At 69.0% G+C, this 21893-nt stretch carries 23 protein-coding genes; 7 read left to right on the plus strand and 16 right to left on the minus strand.

The features are described 5' to 3' along the window. The first annotated feature begins 40 nt into the window (after nt 1-40). Nucleotides 41-691 carry a hypothetical protein gene (locus H4281_RS22695; protein WP_182892930.1) on the plus strand — a complete coding sequence of 217 codons (651 nt, stop codon included), beginning with the start codon at nt 41-43 and terminating at the stop codon, nt 689-691. Nucleotides 692-698: 7 nt separating this feature from the next. On the opposite strand, the gene mctP is transcribed toward H4281_RS22695, so the two are convergent. Then, entirely contained in the window at nt 699-2363 is a 1665-nt protein-coding gene (mctP, locus tag H4281_RS22700; RefSeq protein WP_182892931.1) for a monocarboxylate uptake permease MctP, read from the minus strand. Beyond that, complete coding sequence (locus tag H4281_RS22705) at nt 2360-2638, minus strand: DUF3311 domain-containing protein (protein WP_182892932.1); 279 nt, start codon at nt 2636-2638, stop codon at nt 2360-2362. The genes mctP and H4281_RS22705 overlap by 4 nt, the downstream gene beginning before the upstream one ends. A 304-nt stretch (nt 2639-2942) precedes the next feature. On the opposite strand from H4281_RS22705, the gene H4281_RS22710 reads away from it, so the two are divergent. Further along, on the plus strand, nt 2943-3212 hold the full coding sequence (locus H4281_RS22710; RefSeq protein WP_182892933.1) for a helix-turn-helix domain-containing protein: 270 nt from the start codon (nt 2943-2945) through the stop codon (nt 3210-3212). Nucleotides 3213-3351: 139 nt separating this feature from the next. On the opposite strand, the gene H4281_RS22715 is transcribed toward H4281_RS22710, so the two are convergent. Next, nucleotides 3352-4203 (minus strand): LysR family transcriptional regulator, encoded by an 852-nt coding sequence (locus H4281_RS22715; protein ID WP_182892934.1) that lies wholly within the window; start codon nt 4201-4203, stop codon nt 3352-3354. A gap of 76 nt (nt 4204-4279) precedes the next feature. On the opposite strand from H4281_RS22715, the gene H4281_RS22720 reads away from it, so the two are divergent. Then, nucleotides 4280-4993 carry an SDR family oxidoreductase gene (locus H4281_RS22720; RefSeq protein ID WP_182892935.1) on the plus strand — a complete coding sequence of 238 codons (714 nt, stop codon included), beginning with the start codon at nt 4280-4282 and terminating at the stop codon, nt 4991-4993. A 4-nt stretch (nt 4994-4997) separates the two neighbouring features. Here H4281_RS22720 and H4281_RS22725 read toward each other — a convergent pair whose 3' ends face one another. From H4281_RS22725 to H4281_RS22785, 13 genes are all read right to left on the minus strand, one after another. After that, the gene (locus H4281_RS22725; RefSeq protein ID WP_182892936.1) at nt 4998-5573 is read right to left on the minus strand and encodes an EndoU domain-containing protein; all 576 of its coding nucleotides are present in this window, start codon (nt 5571-5573) and stop codon (nt 4998-5000) included. Between the two features lie 46 nt (nt 5574-5619). After that, nucleotides 5620-6888 carry a DUF6297 family protein gene (locus H4281_RS22730; protein ID WP_182892937.1) on the minus strand — a complete coding sequence of 423 codons (1269 nt, stop codon included), beginning with the start codon at nt 6886-6888 and terminating at the stop codon, nt 5620-5622. Further along, entirely contained in the window at nt 6882-7487 is a 606-nt protein-coding gene (locus H4281_RS22735; protein ID WP_182893034.1) for an ABC transporter ATP-binding protein, read from the minus strand. Before H4281_RS22735 ends, H4281_RS22730 begins: the two co-directional genes overlap by 7 nt. Next, nucleotides 7484-8377 carry a TIGR03621 family F420-dependent LLM class oxidoreductase gene (locus H4281_RS22740; RefSeq protein WP_182892938.1) on the minus strand — a complete coding sequence of 298 codons (894 nt, stop codon included), beginning with the start codon at nt 8375-8377 and terminating at the stop codon, nt 7484-7486. Before H4281_RS22740 ends, H4281_RS22735 begins: the two co-directional genes overlap by 4 nt. 85 nt (nt 8378-8462) lie before the next feature. After that, nucleotides 8463-10283, minus strand: coding sequence for a phosphoenolpyruvate carboxykinase (GTP) (locus H4281_RS22745; RefSeq protein WP_182892939.1), 1821 nt, complete (start codon nt 10281-10283; stop codon nt 8463-8465). Nucleotides 10284-10722: 439 nt separating this feature from the next. Then, nucleotides 10723-11418, minus strand: a complete 696-nt coding sequence (locus H4281_RS22750; RefSeq protein ID WP_182892940.1) for a DUF6802 family protein — start codon at nt 11416-11418, stop codon at nt 10723-10725. 100 nt (nt 11419-11518) lie between these two features. Continuing rightward, entirely contained in the window at nt 11519-12070 is a 552-nt protein-coding gene (locus tag H4281_RS22755; protein WP_182892941.1) for a hypothetical protein, read from the minus strand. A gap of 7 nt (nt 12071-12077) precedes the next feature. Beyond that, entirely contained in the window at nt 12078-13904 is a 1827-nt protein-coding gene (locus H4281_RS22760) for a dynamin family protein (protein WP_182892942.1), read from the minus strand. After that, complete coding sequence (grpE, locus tag H4281_RS22765) at nt 13901-14365, minus strand: nucleotide exchange factor GrpE (RefSeq protein ID WP_182892943.1); 465 nt, start codon at nt 14363-14365, stop codon at nt 13901-13903. Before grpE ends, H4281_RS22760 begins: the two co-directional genes overlap by 4 nt. A 68-nt stretch (nt 14366-14433) precedes the next feature. Next, entirely contained in the window at nt 14434-15036 is a 603-nt protein-coding gene (locus H4281_RS22770; RefSeq protein ID WP_182892944.1) for a TetR/AcrR family transcriptional regulator, read from the minus strand. A 7-nt stretch (nt 15037-15043) separates the two neighbouring features. After that, a complete protein-coding gene (locus tag H4281_RS22775; protein ID WP_182892945.1) occupies nt 15044-15523 on the minus strand; it encodes a YqeB family protein in 480 nt (159 codons plus the stop codon). Between the two features lie 76 nt (nt 15524-15599). Further along, nucleotides 15600-16193 (minus strand): hypothetical protein, encoded by a 594-nt coding sequence (locus H4281_RS22780; protein WP_067577726.1) that lies wholly within the window; start codon nt 16191-16193, stop codon nt 15600-15602. A gap of 32 nt (nt 16194-16225) precedes the next feature. Further along, a complete protein-coding gene (locus H4281_RS22785) occupies nt 16226-17770 on the minus strand; it encodes a dynamin family protein (protein ID WP_182892946.1) in 1545 nt (514 codons plus the stop codon). A gap of 167 nt (nt 17771-17937) precedes the next feature. Between H4281_RS22785 and H4281_RS22790 the strand changes: the two genes are divergently transcribed. The 4 genes from H4281_RS22790 (at nt 17938) to H4281_RS22805 (ending at nt 21748) form a co-directional block, all read left to right on the plus strand. Next, nucleotides 17938-19149: a sensor histidine kinase gene (locus H4281_RS22790; protein ID WP_182893035.1), complete on the plus strand. Its 1212-nt coding sequence runs from the start codon at nt 17938-17940 to the stop codon at nt 19147-19149. Continuing rightward, on the plus strand, nt 19146-19802 hold the full coding sequence (locus H4281_RS22795; protein WP_037364307.1) for a response regulator: 657 nt from the start codon (nt 19146-19148) through the stop codon (nt 19800-19802). The genes H4281_RS22790 and H4281_RS22795 overlap by 4 nt, the downstream gene beginning before the upstream one ends. Nucleotides 19803-20037: 235 nt before the next feature. Further along, complete coding sequence (locus H4281_RS22800; protein ID WP_182892947.1) at nt 20038-20973, plus strand: ABC transporter ATP-binding protein; 936 nt, start codon at nt 20038-20040, stop codon at nt 20971-20973. 28 nt (nt 20974-21001) lie between these two features. Then, entirely contained in the window at nt 21002-21748 is a 747-nt protein-coding gene (locus tag H4281_RS22805; protein WP_182892948.1) for an ABC transporter permease, read from the plus strand. The last annotated feature ends 145 nt before the right edge of the window (nt 21749-21893 follow it).

A 21893-nucleotide genomic window follows, 5' to 3' on the forward strand; every position in this document is an offset into this window, starting at 1 on the left:
CGGATGCTCACCGTTCACCCGGAAGGGGTTTGCTTACCCGGTGAACTGGACCGCGTACGTGGACGGTTACTGCGAGCGCACCGCGCCCGGACTCTGGGGAGAGCCGCTCAACGACCTGGCCAACCTGGCCTTTCTCGGCGCCGCCGGGATGGTCTGGTGGCGGGCCGACGGGCAGCGCACCGGGCGGGTGCTCGCTGCCCTGATCGGGTTGATCTTCGTTGCCAGCAGCGTCTTCCACCTGGTCGCCACGCGATGGGGAGCGGTCGCCGACTCCGCCGCCATCCTGCTCTTCACCTTGTTCTACGCCGCGGCCTTTCCGAGGGTCTTCTTTCAAGCGAAAGCCAAGTGGTCCTGGCTGGGGGCACCAGTATTCCTGGCGATCACCGGCGCATCGGCGGCGCTTGGGGGCGGGCTGTATCTGCCAGCGCTCGTGGGCCTCGCCGGGTTCGCCATCGCGTTGGGGATAAAGCGCGATCCGTACTGGCTGCATTTCGTGATGGCCGCCGCGGTGTTCGCGTTGTCGTTGTCCTTCCGCACCATCGACGGAGTGATCTGCGGAGACTTCCCGGCAGGAACGCATTTCCTCTGGCATTTGCTCAACGCGGTAGTCCTGTACATCGTCGCGAAGGCGATGATCGGCAAGACACCAGAGGCCCCCGCGCCGGAAGACGACGCGGGGGCCTCTGTCTAAAAAGGACTCAGTGCGCGCCGATGGGGCGCAGGTCCTTGTCGTTTTCGTCGGCGTGGTAGTCCTCGGGTGCGGTTTCGTCGTTGCCGGGACTCCACTTCAGGGCCCGTGCGATGACCGAGACCACCGCGGCTACCACGATGTTCGCGATCAAAGCCACGAAACCGGGGTAGATCTGCACCGCGGCGAGACCGGTGCCGCCGAAGGGGTGCCAGCCGAAGATCGACAGGTTGCCCATCGCCAGCGCAGAGCCGCCGAAGTGGTGTTTTCCGTTGGCGGGGTTGGGGATTCCGTACAGCATGATCAAGCCCCAGCCCATCCCGACGATCCAGCCTGCGATGAGACCCGCCTTGTGGAACCAGCGCGTGTACAGGGCGATCGCCACCGCGGGCAGGGTTTGCAGGATCAGCACGCCGCCGATGAGCTGCAGGTCGATCGAGAACTGCGGGTCGATCAGGATGATCACCAGCACCGCACCCAGCTTGACCACCAGCGACGCCAGTTTGGCCTGCTTCGCCTCCTGTTTCGGCGTCGCGTCCTTGCGGATGTACTCCTTGTAGATGTTGCGCGTCCACAGGTTCGCCGCGGCGATCGACATGATCGCGGCGGGCACCAGGGCGCCGATGCCGATCGCGGCGAAGGCGATGCCCGCGAACCAGTTCGTGAACTGCGAGTCGAACAGCAGCGGGACGATCGTGTTGCCGTCCGGCTTTCCCGTGGCGGCGTTCTTCAGCGGCTTGACGCCCGCCGAGATCGCGACGTAGCCCAGCAGCGCGAGCAGGCCCAGCACGAACGAGTAAGCAGGCAGCGCCACCATGTTCCGCTTGATCACGTTGCGTCCGCGCGAGGCGAGCACGCTCGTGAGCGAGTGCGGGTACAGGAACAGGGCGAGCGCCGAACCCAGTGCCAGCGTCGCGTACTGCAACTGGTTGCTCGAGGTCAGCAGGATCGAACCGGCGGGCTTGCCCGTGTTCGGGTTCGGCTTGGCGAGCGTTTCCTTGGCGGTGCTGAAGATGTGGTCCCAGCCGCCGAGCTTCGAGGGCAGATAAATGACGGCCACGATGATCACGATGTAGATCAGGATGTCCTTGACGAACGCGATCAGCGCGGGCGCGCGCAGGCCCGACTGATACGTGTAGAGCGCCAGGATGATGAACGCGACCAGCAGCGGCAGGTGCCCGACGATGCCGGAACCGTTGATGCCCATCGTGCGCAGCACGGCTTCGAGGCCGACCAGCTGCAACGCGATGTACGGCATGGTCGCGACGATGCCGGTGATCGCGACCAGCAGCGCCAGCGTCGGCGAACCGAAGCGGCCGCGGACGAAGTCGGCGGGGGTCACGTAGCCGCGCGAACGGCTGACCGACCACATGCGCAGCGCGGGCAGCAGGACGATCGGATAGACGACGATCGTGTAAGGCAGCGCGTACAGGCCGAGCGCGCCGGCGCTGAACACGAGCGCGGGCACGGCGACGAAGGTGTACGCGGTGTAGAGGTCGCCGCCGAGCAGGAACCAGGTGATCCACGAACCGAACTTGCGGCCGCCGAGGCCCCATTCGTCGAGGTGGTCGAGGCTGCCGCCGGCTTTCCACCGCGAAGCGACGAAGCCGAGCACGGTGACGACGACGAACAGGAACGCGAAGACGATGAGTTCGACCCACTGGATGTTGCTCATCGGGCGTCCCCCTCGTCCAGGTCGTCGACGCTCAGCTCGTCCCGGCCGCCACCCCGCGGCTTGTTTTTGGTGGCCAGGTAGACGATGCCGGTGCACAGCACGCCTGCCACCACGAACGCCAACTGGAACCAATAGAAGAACGGAAGGCCGAACAGCCGCGGCCCGTCGAAGTTGAACAGCGGCGTGACCAGGATCAGCAACGGGATCAGCAACAGCAGGTTCCAGGCACTGAACTGGAACCCGCGCACCCGACCGCCCGGTTTGGCAGTGGACATCGAACCTCACCTAACACTCACGTGACACGCGACCGCCTGACCCTAGACCTCGGTCATCCCGCCGTCATACGACTTCGATATCGATTCGATCAGCACTACGAACACGTTCCAGGGTGTGGACAACCTCGGGGACAACCCGCTCCGGCGCGGCCCCGGCAAGCCGTGCGCTACCCCTATCGGCGGGACCGGGCCGCCTCGAATGCCCCAAGAGCTTGTGCCGGACGGTGGTTGTCCACGGGGTTCGGCAGCTTGTGCACAGAGTTATCCACAGGCAGTGGACAACTCTGTGGCTAAACTGAACGGCATGGTCCGCGTGCCCCTCACCGACGAAGAACGCTCCCGCGGCGAGCGGCTCGGCCTGGTGCTGCGCGCCGCCCGGGCCAGCCGCAGCATGGTCGACGTGGCCGCCGAAGCGGGCATTTCGGTCGAAACCCTGCGCAAGATCGAAACCGGCCGGATTCCGACGCCCGCGTTCTTCACCGTCGCGGCGATCGCCGACGCGGTGGGCATGCCGCTCGACCGGCTGCGCGTCGCATGCGAGGGCGACGCGGCGGCGTTTTCGCAGGCCAGCTGACGTTTCGTGGGCTGATCGGGCAGTGCCGCGAGGCGGTTGAGGCAAAGCGGGTCGATCCGGCCGCCGAGGGCAGCGCCAGCGAGCAGATCGGGCAATCCCCAGCCGCGTGATCCGCCTGTGGACAAGTCCTGGCCAGCGCTCAGCCGACTGGCGACTCCGTGCGCAGCGCGACCGCGGCGCGGACCAGCGCGGCCACCTCGGGGGAGCGGCTGTTCGGCGGCCAGCCGATCACCGTGGTGACGTCCGGGGCGTCGAGCACTGGGACCGCGACGTGTTCCGGCCACTGCCAAGCCCGGCTCGACGCGGGGATCACCAGCAGAGTCCGGCCGAGCGCGACGAGCTGGGCGAGCTTCGACTGGGTGCGCGCCTCCGGACCAGGACCGTCCGGGTAGCTGCCGTCGAGACGGGGCCAGCGGGCGATCGGCAGGTCCGGCACGTCGCTGACCTCGGCCATGGTCAGCGTTTCCCGCGCGGCGAGCGGATGTCCGGCCGGGAGGATCGCGACCTGGCCCTCGACCTGGAGAGCCTCGGTGTCGAAGCCAGCGAGGTCGTCGTACGGATGGTGCATGATCGCGACGTCAGCCGAACCGTCGCGCAGCAGACCGGCTTGTTCGCCGACCTCGCACAGCAGGATCTCGACGGGCGGCGCTGCCGGGGAGTCCAGAAGTCGTTGCAGGAGGTCGTGCGACGCCCCGGCTTTGGTCGCCAGCACCAGCGGATGAGTCCCGGCTCGGCGCGTGTGCCGGGCAGCGGCCGCGACGGCGTCGAGGGCCAGCCGGGATTCGCGGAGCAGTACTCGACCGGGCTCGGTCAGCGCGACGCCACGGCGGTTTCGTTCGAGGAGCTGGACGCCGAGCCGCCTTTCCAGCTGGGCGATCGCGCGCGAGAGGGGCGGCTGTGCGATCCCGAGCCGTTCGGCGGCGCGGCCGAAGTGCAGTTCTTCGGCGACCGCGGCGAAGTAGCGGAGTTCGCGGGTCTCGAGATCGTCCACCAGAGCCAGCGTAATACCTGGCGGGTATCACAGCGGACCTCATCGATCTTGGACGGGAGCCCGCCGCGCGCCAACCATGGACGGAGTGAACGACACGAAAATCGCGCTGGTCACCGGCGCGAACAAGGGAATCGGCCTCGCCATCGCGCACGGCCTCGGCTCGATCGGCTTCACCGTCGCCGTGGGTGCGCGGAACGAAAACAACCGCGAGCAGGCGGTCAAGGAACTGCGCGCCGCGGGCATCGACGCGTTCGGGGTCGCGCTCGACGTCACCTCCCAGGACAGCGTCGCCGCCGCGGCCAAATCCGTCGAACGGCTCGACGTCCTGGTCAACAACGCTGGCATCGGCGGTCAGCTCGACGGCGGCGCCCAGGACCCGACGACGCTCGATCTCGATGTGGTCCGCGCGGTCCTGGACACGAACGTCTTCGGCGTCGTCCGGGTCACGAACGCGATGCTGCCGCTGCTGCGCGAAGCCGAGTCGCCGCGCATCGTCAACATGTCCAGCAACATGGGTTCGCTGAAGCTGCGATCCGGCCCGATCCTCGCCGCTTACGCACCGTCGAAGACGATGCTCAACAGCATCACCGTGCAGTACGCCCGTGCGCTCGCCGACACGAACCTCATCGTCAACGCCGCCTGTCCCGGTTACGTGGCAACGGATTTCAACGGGTACGCCGGCATCCGGACACCCGAGCAGGGCGCGGCGATCGCGGTCAAGCTCGCGACCCTGCCGGACGACGGGCCGCGCGGCGGGTTCTTCGACGACGCCGGGGAAATCCCTTGGTGACGCCTCAGCCGCGCAGGTCGGCGAGGACCCGTTCGCGGTCGTTGAGGTAGCGGCAGTCGCGGACCGGCAGTTCGAACGAGTTCAGCAGCTTTGCGAAATCCGCGTACTCGTCCGGGTTGAGCTGGATGCCGGTCACCTCGAAGTGCGCGGCGAGGGTGTCGGCCAGCTCCTCCCATTCGCCGGACCACTGCAGATCCCGGTAGTGCTCCAGGTCCTCCGGCGGCATCCGGTCGGCGAGCAGGCGCAGGACGCTGTCGACGAAGTAGCTGATCCGGTTGCCCGCGCGGTCGTCGACAGTCGGGTTCGCCGGGTCCCGCGCGGCGTCCGCGTTCCGGACGACGCCGGGGCCCGGCAGCGGGTAGCTGGTGTGCACGAGACCGTCGCCGTTGACCAGGACGACCACGCGCACGCCGTACCGTTCGCCGACGCAGCGCCAGCGGCCGTTGTACTGCTGCCGCCGGGGTTCGCCCGGATCGTTGGCGACGTCCTTGACCACCGCGATGATCTGCTCGTCGCTCCATCCGGGCGGGAACTCGCACGTCGCCCTGCGTCCGATGCCGGAAGCGTGTCCACCGCCCACCTTCGGCTCCTCTCGTCGGCACGGAGCCTAACCCGGGCGCGGCCGTTCAGCCGAGTTGTGCCAGCACCAGGATCCCGAGCGCCAGCAGGTCCGGACCGCGGAACAGTTGCCGCATAAGGTTTGCCGGCATCGGACCGGCGGGGGTGTCGACGAAACCCGCGCTGCTGTAGTCAACCGGCTGCCGCGTGACGGTGCGCAACACCGACAGCACCGCTAGGGCGACGGTCACCCACGAGAGCGGCGAAAACGCGGTACCCAAAGCCAAAAGCGCCACTGAGAGCAGCCCGCACCACACCAGCGCGACCACAGTCAGCGCAACGCCGTGGGCGATCACCAGCTCCTGTGACGACGAGCCCAGCCACCTTCGCCGCCCCGGATTCCGCCACAGCACGCCGAGACCGGCCCCGAAAGGAGTAAGCGCCACGTACGCGCCGATCCCGACGAGCACCGGGCCGGGCAGAGTGGGAACAGCAACATGTCCGACGGCTACCGCGAAAGCCACTAACAGAACCGCGCCCGCGTACCGGGAACGGCCGACGATCCCGACCCACGCGAGCCGGAACGCGGCAGGCGTGCGCAGCGACCACGAACCGGCGGGCGCGGACTCCGGCAGCATCATCATCGGGTCGAGGAACGTCACCGCCATCGCGCGCAGTACCCGCGCGTTCCAGCCGTCGAGCAGCACGGCGCGGCCAGCACCGCTGACCGCCTCGCCGCCAAAAGCCAGCAACAGACCGCATAACGCGAGCGCCGCGCCGACGTACTGCACCGCCATCGCGTCGAGCCTCGCTGCGGCGATGACCACGCCAGCCACCGCGAGGAGCAGCGGTCCGGCGGCTTCGAAAAGGAACGCGGTACGACGCGCGGTGGTGAACGCGAGGATCGTGCCGCCCGCGACGACGGCAGCCGCGGCGCGCCACCAGTCGACCGAACTGCCGCCGACCGCCAGCATCAGCGCGGCGAGATATCCAAGCACCACAACAAATCCGGTGAGCACGCCGGCCAGCCGGGTCGCGACCACGCGGCGGCGGTCCACCTGGGCGAAGTCCATCCAGGTCAGCTCGGCCGGTTCGGCCCAGACGAAACCTCGGCGCAGCAGGCTTCGCCAGCCCACCGCGGCACACAACGCGACCAGGCCGAGCACCGCCGAATAGTCCACTGCGGACAGTCCAAAGAGGACTCGATGCCAGGCGTCGGTGCGGAAAAAGGCGGTGAAGAGGAAGCCGACACCGAAGATCAGCACGAACGTAGGACTGTCACCGCTGAAAATGCCGCCGAACCGCTTGCGGCCGGGCACACGCAACCGGGTCACCACAGTTCGAGCACGCTGTCTGCCGTGTCCAGCAACGGTTGATGGTGCGTGGCAACGACAACTGCCGCACCTGCCGCGGTGGAGCGGCCGATCAGTTCGACCAGCCACTCCTTGCCCGCGGTGTCGAGCGCGCGTTCGGGCTCGTCCAGCAACAGCACGCGATGCGGCCGCGCGGTGACGCCCAGCAGCAGCAACCGGCGACGCTGTCCGGCCGAGAAATGCCCCGCGGTGACGCGGGCTCGTTCGGCGAGACCCGCGTCGGCGAGCAATGCTTCGAAATCTCCCAGATCCTCGCCGAACGAGCCGGAAAGCAGCTCCAGATGCTGCATCGGAGTGAGTTCGGCGAAGAAGTCGGAATCGTCGAAGAGCACGGACACTCTGCGGCGGAAGGAAACGCTGCGTTCGTCCGGTTTGGCGCCATCGATCAGCACCCGGCCTCGCTGCGGTTGCTGCATCCCGTACAGGCACCGCATCAAAGTGGACTTCCCGACGCCGTTCGGCCCGACGAGCACCGCGCATTCGCCCGGGTCGACCGAGAAATCGAGATCCTCCAGCAACCACAGGTCACCGGCCTTCACGCCGAGCCCGCGGGCGTCCACTATCGGCGACACAGCAGCTCCACCACCGGGGCCAGCACTTCGAGGTTCGGCTCCAGGACCGTGAAATAGCTGAAACCGAACCGAGCGCGGTGCGCGACCAGCTGCTCAGCGATTTCCTCGACGGTGCCGACCAGGACCGTGGGCGCTTCGGCCAGTTCGTCCAGCGTAAGCATTTCGCCCACGCGCGCATGGATTTCCCGCAACGCGCCTTCGCGATCATCAGTGATCTGGACGAATTGCACGAGCAGGTTGAATTCGGCGTCGCGGCCCGCGAGCCGCTCGGTGACAAACCTCGTGCGCTCTTCGACTGCATCCGCCGTCGCCAGCATCAGCGGTGAACCGTCACGCACCTTTGCCGTGCCGCTGAAGGCAATCGTCGCCGCGTGCTCGGCGGCGAGCGACAGCAGCCGGTCGCCGCGGCCCCCGATCATCAGCGGGGGACCGCCGGGCTGCACGGGTTTCGGCGCGTATTCCGGATCCGCGTACAGCCGCGCGAGTTCCTTGATCGCGAATTCGAGGTGATCGACCCGCGCGCCCGCGCTGGGAAAGGGCATTCCGGCGGCTTCGAACTCCGCTTTGACATAGCCGGCGCCGAGCCCGAGTTCGAGCCGTCCGGACACGAATTGGTCCGTGCCCGCGACGTCGCGCGCGAGCAGCACCGGATTGTAGAACGGCGCGTTGAGCACGAAAGTGTTGAGCCGCACCCGTTCGGTGACCGCGCCGGCCAGCACGAGCGCGGGAAACGGCGGCGCGATGCCGAGGTGGTCGGCCACGCTCAGCACGTCGTAGCCGAGTTCTTCGACCCGGCGGCACTTCGCGACCCACTCGTCGCGCGAGCCGGGAAGCACCAGGTTCACGCCGAACCGGAAAGCCTTCTCCCCATCAGAGACCATGCGGCCCACGCTACCGTTACCCGAACACGAAGAAGGGGACGTCCGCGCCCGGTGCGAACGTCCCCTTCCTACCGCAGCTGTGGCGTCAGCCCAGACGCTGGGCCAGCGCGTCCAGCTCGTCCCGCAGCGAGGACGGCACCTCGCCGATCTTCGCGAACCACTCCTCGATCAGCGGCAGTTCCTCGCGCCACTCCTCGTTGCGGACCTCCAGCGCGGCCTGGATGTCCTCGACCGGCTCGGAAAGGCCGTCGAGGTCGAGGTCCTCGGCGTTCGGCACGAACCCGATCGGCGTCTCGACCGCGTTGCCCTTGCCCTCGACGCGCTCGAGCACCCACTTGAGCACGCGCGAGTTCTCGCTGAAGCCCGGCCACAGGAAGCGGCCGTCGTCGCCGCGCCGGAACCAGTTGACGTAGAAGATCTTCGGCAGCTTGTTCGCGTCGGCGTTCTTGCCGAGGTCGAGCCAGTGGTTGAAGTAGTCACCGGCGTGGTAGCCGAGGAACGGCAGCATCGCCATCGGGTCGCGGCGCACGTTGCCGACCGCACCGACCGCCGCGGCGGTGGTCTCCGACGACATGGTCGCGCCCATGAACACGCCGTGCTGCCAGTCGCGAGCCTGGTTCACCAGCGGCACCGTCGTCTTGCGCCGGCCGCCGAACAGGATCGCCGAGATCGGCACGCCCTTCGGGTCGTCCCACTCCGGCGCGAGGATCGGGCACTGCGACATCGGCACGCAGTAACGCGAGTTCGGGTGGGCGGCCTTCTCCTCCGAGTCGGGCGTCCAGTCCTGGTGCTTCCACGAGGTGGCGTGCGCGGGCTTGTTCTCCATGCCCTCCCACCACACGTCGCCGTCATCGGTGAGCGCCACGTTCGTGAAGACCGTGTTGCCCTTTTCGATGGTGCGCATGGCGTTCGGGTTCGTGTGGTTGTCGGTGCCCGGCGCGACGCCGAAGAAGCCGAACTCCGGGTTCACCGCGTACAGGCGGCCGTCCTCGCCGAAGCGCATCCACGCGATGTCGTCGCCGAGGGTCTCCGCGCGCCAACCCGGGATGGTCGGCTGCAGCATGGCGAGGTTGGTCTTGCCGCAGGCGCTCGGGAACGCCGCCGCGACGTAGTGGACCTTGTCCTCGGGCGAGATCAGCTTGAGGATCAGCATGTGCTCGGCGAGCCAGCCCTCGTCCCGGGCGATGACCGAGCCGATGCGCAGCGAGTAGCACTTCTTGCCCAGCAACGAGTTGCCGCCGTAGCCAGAGCCGTAGCTCCAGATCAGCCGCTCCTCCGGGAAGTGCGAGATGTACTTGGTCTCGTTGCACGGCCAGGCGACGTCCTTCTCGCCCGGGGCCAGCGGCTTGCCGACCGAGTGCAGCGCGGGCACGAACTCGGCCTCGGTGCCGTCGGCCTTGACGAACTTGTCCAGCGCGGCCTTGCCTGCCCGGGTCATCACGCGCATCGACGCGACGACGTAGGCGAAGTCGGTGATTTCGATGCCCAGCTTGGGGTTTTCGTCGCCGAGCGGACCCATGCAGAACGGGATCACGTACATCGTGCGGCCCGCCATGCAGCCGCGGTACAGCTCGGTCATGGTGGCCTTCATCTCGGCCGGGTCGACCCAGTTGTTCGTCGGGCCCGCGTCCTTCTCCTCCTTCGAGCAGATGAAGGTGCGGTCCTCGACCCGCGCGACGTCGCCGGGGTCCGAGGTGGCCCAGTAGGAGTTCGGCTTCGCGTCCAGCTTCACGAAGGTGCCGGCGTCGACCAGCTCCTGGTTGATCCGGGCGGCTTCCTCGTCAGACCCGTCGACCCACACCACGCGGTCCGGGGTGGTCAGCTCGGCGACCTCCCGGACCCAGGACAGCACGCCACTGTGCGTCGTCGGCGCGTTGTCCAGTCCGGGGATGGCGACTGCGGTCATCTCTACTCCTGACTTCCGACGACAAAAGAGCCCACACCGCGAACGACAGTGTTCTTGGTGCGGGCTTCGTTGCCGGCGACCGAATGGCTTCGCACACCGGCGGAAGACCGGTGTGCGGGTTTTGGGATTCCCCGACTGTAGCCGGATGGACGGCAGGTAACCGAGAGCTGACCTGTCGGTTCTCTCACAAGAACGATAAGGGAATCGATTCAGTTTCACCGGAACGGGCCAGCGCCGAAAATCTTTCCGCGTGGCCCGCGTCGCATTCGTGCCCGATGCCGGGAGCCGGTCTGATCAGTCCTGATCTTGCGGGCACGCTGCCGGGCGCCGGTTCGCCGGACGCGGGCGGATGACGCCAGGACGTGGCGGTGCCGGAAACGACGAAACGGGCCCGGCGCGCGGCCGGGCCCGTTCTCGTGTGACGTCAGTTACCGCGGACTCAGTTGGGGCTGATCCACTGCCCGGTTCCGCTGTCGATCTTCGCGACGCCGCTGAGCAGCTGCGCGCCCTCGCCGCCCCAGGCCGAATCACTGCCCGGGTCGGCCGCCGCGTGGTTCGAGCCGCCGTCGGTCTCGGTCCACTGGCCCTGGCCGGTGTGCTCGAAGGTGTGGGTGGAGCCGTCCGCGCCGACCTGCACCGCGACGTCGGCCTGGCCGTCGCCGTTGGTGTCGGTGAACGCGATCGTGCCGCCGGACTTCGTCTCGACCACGGCGGTGTCGTTGTGCCCGTCGTGATCGGTGTCGATGGTGGCGACCCCGGCGTCGACGTTGCCGTCCGGAAGGTCGGCGTGGATGTGCCCGGTGGTCGAGGTGTCCTGCGAATGCGGGTCGGTGCCGTCGGAGCCGGACTGGCCGTGGCCGGATTCGACCCAGCTGCCGCTCTGCTCGTCGTAAACCGCCTGGTCCACGACGTGCCCGGTCGAATCGAGCACCGCGTAGTGATCGGCGACGCCGTCGTGGTCGGTGTCGGCGAACGCCTGCGCGGTGCCGTCGTCGTGCTCGACGACCGCGGTGTCGGAGACCCCGTCGTGGTCGGTGTCGTAGTTGACCTCGGCCTGGTACTCCTGGCCGTCGACGTGGACGGTCAAGGCCTCCGGGCCAGTCGCGTCGGTGCCGCCGCTCTCGTCGACCCACATGGGTTGGTCCCCCTTTGGTACGCCGGGTCTGCCGTTTCTCGCTCGGTATGACTCACGTTAGGCCGGTTCGGTTCCCGTCCACAAGCCGATCACCGCCTGCTCACGGCGGCAAGTCGGGCGGAAGGCCGTGGCCGGTGACGAAGACGCACCAGGTCCCGGCTTCCTCCCGGTTCAGCTCCAGCCGCGTGGTCGTCGGCGGATGCGCGGCTCGGCTGACCTCGGCCTCGAAGAACGCGCCGGCACCGGGGCCGGTGGTCGGCTTGCCGAGGCTGATCCGGACGTTGTCCCGGATGAATCCCTCGACCGACCGCGTCGCTGGGTACTCGCTGGAGGCGTGGCAGTTGACGTTCTGCAGGCCGATCGGGTCGCGCTTGTTGACCGCGTCGACGTAAGCCTGGACGACGACTTCGGGCCCGCCTGCCGGGCGATGCACCTCGACGCTGTCGTCGGTCGCGACGATGAAGACGGCGAAACCGCCGCCAGCGAGCAGCACTACGGCACCGAGGCAGGTCCCGATGATCAGTCCGGTCCGGCGGCGCTTCTTCGGCGGTTGCGGCGGCTGCCACTGCTGCGGCGGCGGCCCGCCCCACTGCGGAGCGGGCGGCGGTGCTCCCCACTGCGGAGGTTGCGGAGATCCAGGTCCGTACGTCACCCGCTGATCATGCCCGATCGCGGACCGTGCGGATGCGGGAAAGCAGCGTTTCGGCCCGGGTATGGCCTTCGGTCACGTCCTTGAGGCGTTTCGAGACGATCGCGATCTTCTTCGCCCGCTCCTGCGCGCTCATCTTGATCGTCTGGTCCACCTCCTTCAGCTCCGCCTCGATCGCCTCGATGCGGCGGCCCAGTGCCTCGTCGAGGGCGAGCGACAGCTGCTGCTCAGCCTCGATGAGCTGTTCGGCGATCAGCTGGTCGAGCGTCGAGCGGGCGTCGGCGATCGCTTCGACCAGCCATTGCTTCAGATGCTGTTTGTCCGACGCGTGCTTGCGCGTGCGCGCCATCCACCAGCCCGCGCCGAGGCCGATCACGATCGTCGCCGGAAGCACGACCGGGTTGAGGATCGCGACGCCTGCCAACGGCAACGCGGCGATCTTTCCGGCACCGACGCCGCCGGAAATACCCATGAACACCAGCAGTTTGTCTTCGGCGGTCGGCGGTTTCTTGTCCGGCGGGCGCAACACGACCGGCGGGCCGCCGGCGCGGGCGAACTGAGCGCGGATCACGTCGAGTTCTTCGGCGGAGAACAGCTCCGACAACGCTGTGTTCGTCACCTGGTTCAGCCGTTGCGACAGCTGCATCGACACCCGCTGCGACGCGGTCTGCAGTGCGATGTCGACTTCCTGCGGCAGCGCGGCCAGTTCGTCGCGTTTGGCCGCGTCGATCCGCTGGCGGAAATGCGCCTGTGCCTCGCGCATTTCGCGGCTGCTCTCGTGGCCGACCTCGACCCGAGTGCGCTGGATTTCGCCGCGCAACCGCAGTTGCCAGCCGCGGGTGGAGGTGCGGCGCTGGGACTGGAGATCGTCGCGGCGGGCGCGGAGTTGTTCGGCTTCCGCTTCGCCCGCTGACAACGCACGGCTTTCCGCTTGCAGCTTCGCCTTGATCCCGGCCAGCGCGCTCGACAGCGAGCGGAGTGTGTTGGCTTCCTTGAGCATCATCGACCGGCCGACCAGCAGTTCCTGCAGCGCGACCTGCACCGCCGCGATGCCGGACTTCTCCCGCAGCATCGCGGCGACCTGCGCGTTCGGCGCTTTCGCGGCGGTCTCGAACACGCGGGCCGACACCGGGTGGAAGACCGCGTCGGCGAAGCGCGGCGCGTGTTCGGCGAGCAGTTGCCGGTCGGCTTCCAGAATCTCGCGCCAGCCGCGGAAGGCGTCGGTTTTGGCCAGTACGAACACCACTGTCTCGACCCGGTCCGCGACCTCGCGCAGGAACTGCAGCTCGGTGGAGGTGAACGGGGCCGACGCGTCGACCACGAACACCAGCGCGGTCGCGCCAGCGGCGGCTTCCTTCGCGAGTTCGCCGTGCAGCGAATCGAGCCCGCCGACGCCGGGGGTGTCGACCAGGGTCAGCCGTTCCAGCAGCGGGACCGGGCCGGACACCTCGACGTAGCGCGGCGGCAGCTGTCCCGGCGGCAGTTCGTGCGAGGCGGACACCCAGTCGACCAGCTGCGTCAGCTCGAACGGGACCGACGCCAGCTGACCGGGGTAGCAGGCCTGCGCGCCCCACTGCTGCGCGTGCTCGAAAACGAGGTAGGTCGCGGTGGCCACGTCAGCGTCCACAGGGGACAGTCCCGGGGTCGCGAGCAGGGCGTTGACCAGCGAACTCTTCCCGCGGTTCGTCTCGCCGACGACGACCACGGACGGTTTCTCCGAACGGGCCTTGCGCTGGTCCTCGACCCACTTCGCGGCCTGCGGATCCGCCTCGCGGACGACGCCGAGCAGCTGTTCGCGAGCGGCCTGGACCTGCGCGGGAAGCGTCGGTGCGGTCACTGCGCCCGCTTCGCGTAGACGGTGACGATCGGCGCGCGCAGCAGCCGGTCCTGGTCGGCGAAGCCGACGACCTCGGTCTCCGCGACGACGCCTTCCAGCTCCGGATCGTCGGTGGGCACCGCGCCGCCCGCCTCGTGGCGAGCCGGGTCGAAGCGTTCGCCCTCGGCGCGCAACGCGGTGACGCCGATGGCCGCGAGCCCGTGTTCGAGCCGTTCCACGACGCCGCTGCTGCGGGCGCGGTCCAGCGCGTAAAGGCACAGCTGGATGAGCGCCTGCCGGTCGGAAAGCGCGCGTTCGAGGTCACCCGGGGCAGCTACGAGGTCCACATCGGGATCCGACGCATCCGCCGCCGCGGCGGTTCCGTCCGCCTCGGCGATGATCCGCGCGAGAGCCTCCGCGCTGATCTCGCCGGTCGGCGCTTCGGCCGCGTCGGCAGCTTCCTCGTGGCCGAACCACGCCATGGAGACCCTCCCCTGGTCGTCTCGTGATTCCACCAGTTTGCGGTACCGCGGCGCGCGGCGGGGGCGGATCACTCAGACGGGCCGAGAATCCGGGTCAGCAACTGCCGCAGCACCGCCTGCTCGTGCTCGACGTCCAGGCCGGGATCGAGACTCGCGCGGGAAAGCAGCGCGTCGACCAGTGCGACGACCCAGTTTCCCGCGTCGGCCGGGGCCAGCATGGGGGAGAACCGGCCGGTCCGGACGCCGCGTTCGATCAATCCCACGAGGCCGACGCGCATGACGTCGTCGTTGCTGCGGATCAGCTCGTTGAACTCCGGATCGCGGGCGGCCTGCGCGGCCGCTTCGAGGATCAGCCGCACGACGCCGGGCAGGACGATCGCCGACGTCATCCGCGCGACCACCGCGAGCACGCCTTCCCACGGGTCGGCCATTTCCACCGCGGCGGCGAGCAGTTCCTCGTTGTCGGCGGTGTCCGCCTCGAAAATGCCGACGAAGACCGCGCGCTTGCTGGGAAAGTAGTGGAACAGGCTGCCGGAGCTGATCCCGGCGGCGCGGCAAATGTCCGCGGTGGAGGTCTTTTCGAAACCGTCGCGCGCGAAGCACCCGGCTGCCGCGTCGAGAATCGCGCGTCGTTTCGCCGCGTGCTTCTCCGGATCGACCGTCCTCACCACGGGGACATCATCGCTCAGGCGGTGGTTCGTCGAGCCAGGGGCGGCCATGCGCGGTGAACGCTTCGGCCAGTTGCCGCCTGGAGAGGTCTGTCTTCTCCCTGGCGATCTCCCGGTCGTTCTCGCCGAGCAGCACGAGTTTGCCGTCGTCGACGAACACCGCGGCGAGGGGAGTGTCGATGCGCCGGCGGCGTTCGCGCCGTTCGAGGGTGACGCGGGTTGCGGACACCGTGACGATCAGCCGGTCCCACGCCCACATCCAGGCGAACCCCACCCCGAGCAGCACACCGACGACGACCGCGCCGATCAGCCGCCACGGCTGCGGGATCTGGTGCAGCAGCCGGAACGGGCCCTGCACCGGGAACCACGGCAACGACGTGATCCAGTCGGCGAGCGCCTGCACGCCCCAGCCCAGCAGCGCCCCGGCGGCAGGGCAGGCCAGCCAGGACCCGCGGCGCACCCACGCCGGTTCGTCGACCACTGTCTCCATGCCGAGCAATATTAGACCGAGTACTCGGTTTATGAATATCCGGCCTGGTCCGCAGTGAAGTACTCGCCGGGGGAGGTCAGGCGAGTTCGTGGATCAGCGAGCGCATGGCCTGGTCGAGCGCCGGGACGTCCGCAGCCAGCCGGGACGACACCAGCAGCTGGTGCTCCGCCGTTCGCAGCCACACCCGGCCCGCGACCGGGATCTCCAGCACCGACAGCCGGAACGGGCGGGCGCGACGGCCCAGCTCCACCTCGGTCTCGCGGACCAGGCGGCCCAGCCGTTCCCCGGCGAGGATCTGGCGGCGGTGGAAGCCGGACGAGACCGGACGGCGGGCGGCGGCGAAGTGTTCAGCGGCGGCGGGCGCGAAGTGCTGTGCCGCGAGGTCGATCGCCGAACCGTCGCCGGGAGCGGGGCTTTTCCGGCGGGTGCGCGCGGAACCGCGCTCGCGGAGGAAGGTCAGCAGGCCGTTCCACCACGGTTCCCACTGCGCCTGCACCGCCGCGCGGTCGAGAGCGGGCGGGACGTGCACCGGGACCGCGGGTTCCACCGGCGGCAGCAGCTGGCCGTCGGCGATCGAGAGCGCGAGCACGTCCCGGAGGAACAACGCCACGTCGACGTCGTGGTCGCTCCCCCAGTTCACCCGCCACGAGGTGGTGTCCTCCAGCCGCACGACATTCAGCCTACGCGTCGCGGACGAGTTGTTTACTGTTCGCGAATCTGTTGCCAGATCAGGAAATAGGCGCGGTGCACGACGTGGGCCACGCGGCTTTGCGCCGGGGTCGCGCCGAAAGACGCGAAAGACCGCCACCAGCCCGCGCGTTCCAGCGCGTGCGCCGCCAGCTCCGGACGCGGGGCCCCGGGAAGGCCGAGCTGCGCGCCGATGTCGGCGTTGCTGCCGACCCGAAGCACCTCTTCGGCCAGGTCTTCCGGCATCTCGACCGCCCCCGACGCGACGAGCGTCAACGCTTCCAGCAACCGCAGCTGATGCGCTTCCGGACGGGCCAGCAGCACCTCGATCGCGTCGTGCACGCGCTGCCGTTCGCCCGGGTCGCCGGACGCGTGTGCCAGCGCGGTCACCGACGCCAGCGCGGCCGCGGCCTTGATCCCGTCCGCGCGCGCGGCGAAGACGATCGACAGCCGGCGGCGGACCGCGTCGAGTCCGGAGATGTCGAGGAGCTTGCGCCGCAACGCTCCCGCGGTGATCTCCGGTTCCGCGCGGATCTTCTCGACCGCGCAGCGGATTCCGAAGAGATCGAGTTTCTCCAGCAGCCGCAACCGGATTCCGGTCGGGATGTCGCACTCCCAGCTGGTGAAGATGTCGGCCGCGATGAGCATCGTTTCGAGGACGTCGTCGTCGAGCGCGGCGAGCTGGCCGAGCGCTTCGGCATCGGCGGAGGTGAACCCGCCGGACTCGGCCGATTCGGCGATCAGGCCGATCACCGGCAGCACGTCCGCGACGCGCGGCTTCAGCGTCGCGGCCTGCTTCTCGGCGAGCAGTTGCGCGGCCTTCCAGACGTCTCCGCCGGAGCCTTCGACAGTTTCCGCGACGATCGTGTCCGCCTTGTTCAACACGGCGATCGCGTTGACCGGACCCGCGTCCCGGCTCGCGGTCGCGGCGGTGAACGCGGCCAGCGCCTGCTGATCGTCCGCGCGCACGCCCTGGGTCACCACGTACAGCACGGCCTCCGCGCCCGCGACGGCGTTGCGCGAAGTGTCGTCGAGGTCGTCGGAACCCTCGTCCTGCTCGGCCGCGCCCAGCAGCTGCTCGGTCCGCGACACCGAAGCGGCGTCCAGCGAGCCGAGACCGGGGGTGTCGATCACCGTCATGTCCTGCAGGACCGCGTTGGTGAGGTAAGCCTCGAGGTGCGACACCTCGGAGATGTCGACGCCGAGCTCGGCCGGGATCGACCCGTCCGCGGCGAACGGCAGCACCTGCTTGCGACCGTCGAGGAACACCACCTCGACGCGGTCGACGGTGCCGTACTGGAACCGCGTGACCAGCCGCGTGCACTCGCCGACGTCGGTGGGCGCGACCAGCCGCCCGATCAACGCGTTGACCAGCGTCGACTTGCCCGATTTGATCCGCCCGGCGACCGCGACCTGCAGCGGCGCACCGAGCCTGCGCAGCACCTCGGCGAACCCGGCGGCGGTGCGCGGGGACACCTGGGACCGCAGCCGGTGGCACAGCTCCGCCACCGACGCGGACAGTGGGCCGGCGAGCCGTCCCCGTTCCGCCGCTGCCGTCACCGCCCCGGCCCCCCTTCCGGCTCGTTCGCTCACCTGAGCAGGAATCGTCGCATGCCGGTCATCCTTCGGTCGCACCGAAGGTGCTACCCGGGGCCGACGCGGCCGCCCGCGCCGCGACCTACTGTTGAGTCGTGCGACGGCTCAGCCTGTGGATGCGTGGCCACCCGATGGTGGGCGACTCGCTGCTGGCGTTCCTGCTCGCCGCGTTCGACATCCTGATGTTCGCCAGCGGCGGCGTCGACCCCGAACTGCCCGGACCGGAGTGGTTCGTCGCGGTCCCGATCGACCTCGCGGTGGTCGCGCCGCTGGTGTTCCGCCGCAAACGGCCGCTGATCGCCGCGTACGCCGCCTACGTCATCTCCTACGCGCACGGCGCGCTCGACCTCGGGGTTTCCGGGCTGGCCGCGCTCGCGATCAGCCTCTACTCGGTCCAGGTCTACGTCGGCCGGAAACAGGGGCTCATCTACGGCGGCGCGTTCGTCGTGGCCATGGTCGTCACCGCGATCGTCAAACCCGAGCCGTCGATGTTGGCCCAGCTGGTGTTCAGCGCCTTCACCATCGCCTTCTGCTGGCTGCTCGGCGAATTCATGTACGCCCGCCGCGCCTACCAGCGCGAACTGGAGGCCCGGCTGCATCTGCTGGAAACCGAACGCGACCAGGCCGCGCGCATCGCGGTGGCCGAGGAGCGCGGCCGGATCGCCAGGGAACTGCACGACGTGGTGGCGCATTCGGTGAGCGTGATGGTCGTGCAGGCCGACGGCGCGGCGCTCGCCCTGAAATCGAATCCGGAGCTGGCCGGACGCGCGCTCGGGACGATCTCCGAAACCGGCCGCGGCGCGCTCGGCGAACTGCGCAGGCTGCTCGACGTGCTGCGCAACGACCGCGGCGACGACGAACCGCGGGTGCCGCAGCCGGACGCGACCGCGCTGGGCGACCTCGCCGACCGGATGCGCGCCGCGGGCGTCCCAGTCGACCTCGCTCTCGGCGACGGGCTGGACGAACTGCCCGCCGGGGTGTCGCTCGGGATCTACCGGATCGTCCAGGAATCGCTCACCAACACGCTCAAGCACGCCGGGGCCGGGGCGAGCGCCGCGGTCCGGGTGCGGCGGACCGGCGACCAGGTCGAGGTGGTCGTGCGCGACGACGGCGCGGGACGGGCGCGGCGGCTCGAACAGGTCGGCGCGAACGGGGCTGCGGCGACGGCCGGGCCGGCGATCACGGCCCGGCAGCCGGCGCCGCGGCTGTCGGTCGCGGGCGGGAACGGGCTGATCGGGATGCGGGAGCGGGCGCACGTGTACGGCGGGACACTGGAGGTAGGCCCCGCCGCCGGCGGTGGCTGGCAGGTGCGAGCGGTGCTGCCGGTTAGGTTGAACTCGTGATCCGAGTGGTGGTCGTCGACGACCAGGAACTGATGCGCGTCGGGTTCCGGATGGTGCTGGGCGCGCAGGCCGACATCGACGTGGTCGGCGAGGCCGGCGACGGCGCGCAAGCCGTGCGGATGGCCGCCGAACTGCGGCCCGACGTGGTGCTGATGGACGTGCGGATGCCGGTGCTCGACGGCGTCGAGGCGACGAAGCAGATCGTCGCGGCGGGCACCGCGCGGGTGCTCGTGATGACCACCTTCGACCTCGACGAGTACGTCTACGCCGCGTTGCAGGGCGGCGCGTCCGGCTTCCTGCTCAAGGACACCCAGCCGGACTACCTGGTGTCCGCGCTGCGTTCGGTCGCCGACGGCGACGCGGTGATGTCGCCCTCGGTCACGCGCAGGCTGCTCGACCGGTTCGTCGGCGCCGGCGGTTCGGAAATGCGCGATCCGGCCGAACTCGACGTGCTGACCGACCGCGAACGCGAAGTGCTCGTGCTGATCGCGAAAGGCATGTCGAACGTCGAAATCGCCGAGACGTTGTTCCTTTCCGAGGCTACGGTGAAAACACACGTCGGGCGGATCCTGTCGAAGCTCGACCTGCGCGACCGCGTGCAGGCGGTCGTCCTCGCCTACGAGACCGGGCTCGCCCGGCCGGGGATCGGCTGAAGCGTCCAATTCGGACACTGTCCACACCGGACCCCGCTGCGGATTTCGTAGCGGGGTCCGCGCGGATCGGGCAAAGTTCAGGGTCGGCTCAGGGGCATCCCCCATCCCGCTCCACCCTGGGACACGATTGAGTACTACTCAGGTCGGGTAGCCGGTTCGATCCACAGGATGACGCGAAAACGGCCGCGCTGAGACAGGATGAATTCCGTTAGCACCGCCGTAGAGGGAGCAGGGGATGATCGAGGCAACAGGTCTCACCAAGCGTTACGGGAGCACGCTCGCGGTGAACAACCTGTCGTTCAGCGTGGCAGCGGGGAAAGTCACCGGATTCCTCGGCCCGAACGGCGCCGGCAAGTCCACGACCATGCGCATGATCCTCGGCCTGGACAACCCGACCGCGGGCCAGGTCCGGATCGGGGGAAAGCTCTACCACGAACTGAAGGAACCGCTGCGCGCGGTCGGCGCGCTGCTCGACGCGAAATGGGTGCACCCCAACCGCTCGGCGCGAGCGCACCTGCAGTGGATGGCCCGGTCCAACCGGATCCCGGCCGCGCGGGTGGAGGAGGTGCTCGACACCGTCGGGCTCACCAGCGTCGCGGGCAAGCGGGCGGGCGGGTTCTCGCTCGGCATGTCGCAGCGGCTCGGAATCGCCGCGGCGCTGCTCGGCGACCCGGAGGTGCTGCTGTTCGACGAGCCGGTGAACGGCCTCGACCCGGAGGGCATCCTCTGGATCCGCAAGTTCATGCAGCGCCTCGCGGCCGAGGGCCGGACCGTGTTCGTGTCGAGCCACCTGCTTTCGGAGATGGCGCTCACCGCGACCGACCTCGTGGTCATCGGCAAGGGCCAGCTGATCGCGCAGTCCACCACTGAGGAATTCGTGGCGCGGGCCGCGGAAAACACCGTGAAGGTGCGCTCGCCGCAGCTTCCGGCGCTGCGCCAGCAGCTGATCTCCGCCAGCGCACAGGTCACCGACGCCGGCGAGGCGCTCATTGTGTCCGGAATGGACAGTGCGAAGATCGGCGAGATCGCCGCTTCGGCGAACCTCGTGCTGCACGAGCTGAGCCCGCAGACCGGCTCGCTCGAACAAGCCTTCATGCAGATCACCGGCGACTCCGTCGAGTACCACACCGGGCTCGAGGCAGAGGCGCAGCAGGCCGCGGCCATCCGCTGACCACACTCTCGTTGGGAAGAGAAAAATCATGACTTTGCTCGCGGTCGAACGCATCAAGCTCTTCACCACCCGGTCGCCGTGGTGGTGCGCCCTCATCGCCGTCGCGCTCACCGTCGGCTTCGCCGGCCTCATGGCCACCGCGTTGCCGAGCGGGGAAACGATCTCTGTCGCCAACACCCAGGCCGGGCACCAGTTCGGCATCGCGGTGATCATGGTGCTGGCGGCGCTGTCGGTGACCACCGAATACCGCTTCGGCACGATCCGCACCACGTTCCAGGCGGTGCCGCACCGGGGCAGCGTGCTCGTCGCCAAGGCCACCGTCGTCGCGCTGCTGTCGCTCGTGATCGGCGAGATCGCCGCCTTCGGCGCGTGGGCGCTGGGCTACGCGATCCGTCCGTCGGACTCGGTGGCGCTGCAGACCTCCGCGGACTGGATCAACGTCGCGGGAGTCGGCGTGGTGTTCGCCTTCGCCGCGGTGATCGCGGTCGCCGTCGGAACGCTGATCCGGCACAGCGCCGGTGCGCTCTCGCTGCTGCTGATCTACGTGCTGGCAGTGGAAAGCCTCGTGCAGCTGATCCCGACCGTCGGCCCGAAGATCCACCAGTGGATGCCGTTCAACGTCGCGGAGCGCTTCCTCGGCGGTTCGGCTTCCTCGCGGGGCCCCGGCCTGCCGGACGCGGTCCTGTCGCAGTGGGGCTCGCTGGCCTACTTCGCCGGGGTGGCCGTGGTGCTGCTGGCCATCGCGATCGGCGTCGCGAAGAAGCGCGACGCGTAAAGACCCACAGGGGCGTTCGGACGAGTCAGGCGGGGGCCGGGCGGAGCCGAACAAGGGGAAAAAAGGGGAAAAGGGAACAAGATCCGGGTCGCCATTCGGGGGGCGGCCCGGATCTTTCCGTTTCGGTAGAGTTCGGGTCCACGAG

The sequence above is a fragment of the Amycolatopsis dendrobii genome, assembly GCF_014145675.1.
GTDB classification, from domain to species: domain Bacteria; phylum Actinomycetota; class Actinomycetes; order Mycobacteriales; family Pseudonocardiaceae; genus Amycolatopsis; species Amycolatopsis dendrobii.

Coding starts and splice junctions, on each gene's coding strand:
- mctP (WP_182892931.1), bottom strand. CDS start 2,363: ATGAGCAACATCCAGTGGGTCGAACTCATCGTCTTCGCGTTCCTGTTC.
- H4281_RS22745 (WP_182892939.1), bottom strand. CDS start 10,283: ATGACCGCAGTCGCCATCCCCGGACTGGACAACGCGCCGACGACGCAC.
- H4281_RS22740 (WP_182892938.1), bottom strand. CDS start 8,377: ATGGTCTCTGATGGGGAGAAGGCTTTCCGGTTCGGCGTGAACCTGGTG.
- grpE (WP_182892943.1), bottom strand. CDS start 14,365: ATGGCGTGGTTCGGCCACGAGGAAGCTGCCGACGCGGCCGAAGCGCCG.
- H4281_RS22720 (WP_182892935.1), top strand. CDS start 4,280: ATGGACGGAGTGAACGACACGAAAATCGCGCTGGTCACCGGCGCGAAC.
- H4281_RS22710 (WP_182892933.1), top strand. CDS start 2,943: ATGGTCCGCGTGCCCCTCACCGACGAAGAACGCTCCCGCGGCGAGCGG.
- H4281_RS22705 (WP_182892932.1), bottom strand. CDS start 2,638: ATGTCCACTGCCAAACCGGGCGGTCGGGTGCGCGGGTTCCAGTTCAGT.
- H4281_RS22775 (WP_182892945.1), bottom strand. CDS start 15,523: ATGGAGACAGTGGTCGACGAACCGGCGTGGGTGCGCCGCGGGTCCTGG.
- H4281_RS22750 (WP_182892940.1), bottom strand. CDS start 11,418: ATGTGGGTCGACGAGAGCGGCGGCACCGACGCGACTGGCCCGGAGGCC.
- H4281_RS22790 (WP_182893035.1), top strand. CDS start 17,938: ATGGTGGGCGACTCGCTGCTGGCGTTCCTGCTCGCCGCGTTCGACATC.
- H4281_RS22800 (WP_182892947.1), top strand. CDS start 20,038: ATGATCGAGGCAACAGGTCTCACCAAGCGTTACGGGAGCACGCTCGCG.
- H4281_RS22805 (WP_182892948.1), top strand. CDS start 21,002: ATGACTTTGCTCGCGGTCGAACGCATCAAGCTCTTCACCACCCGGTCG.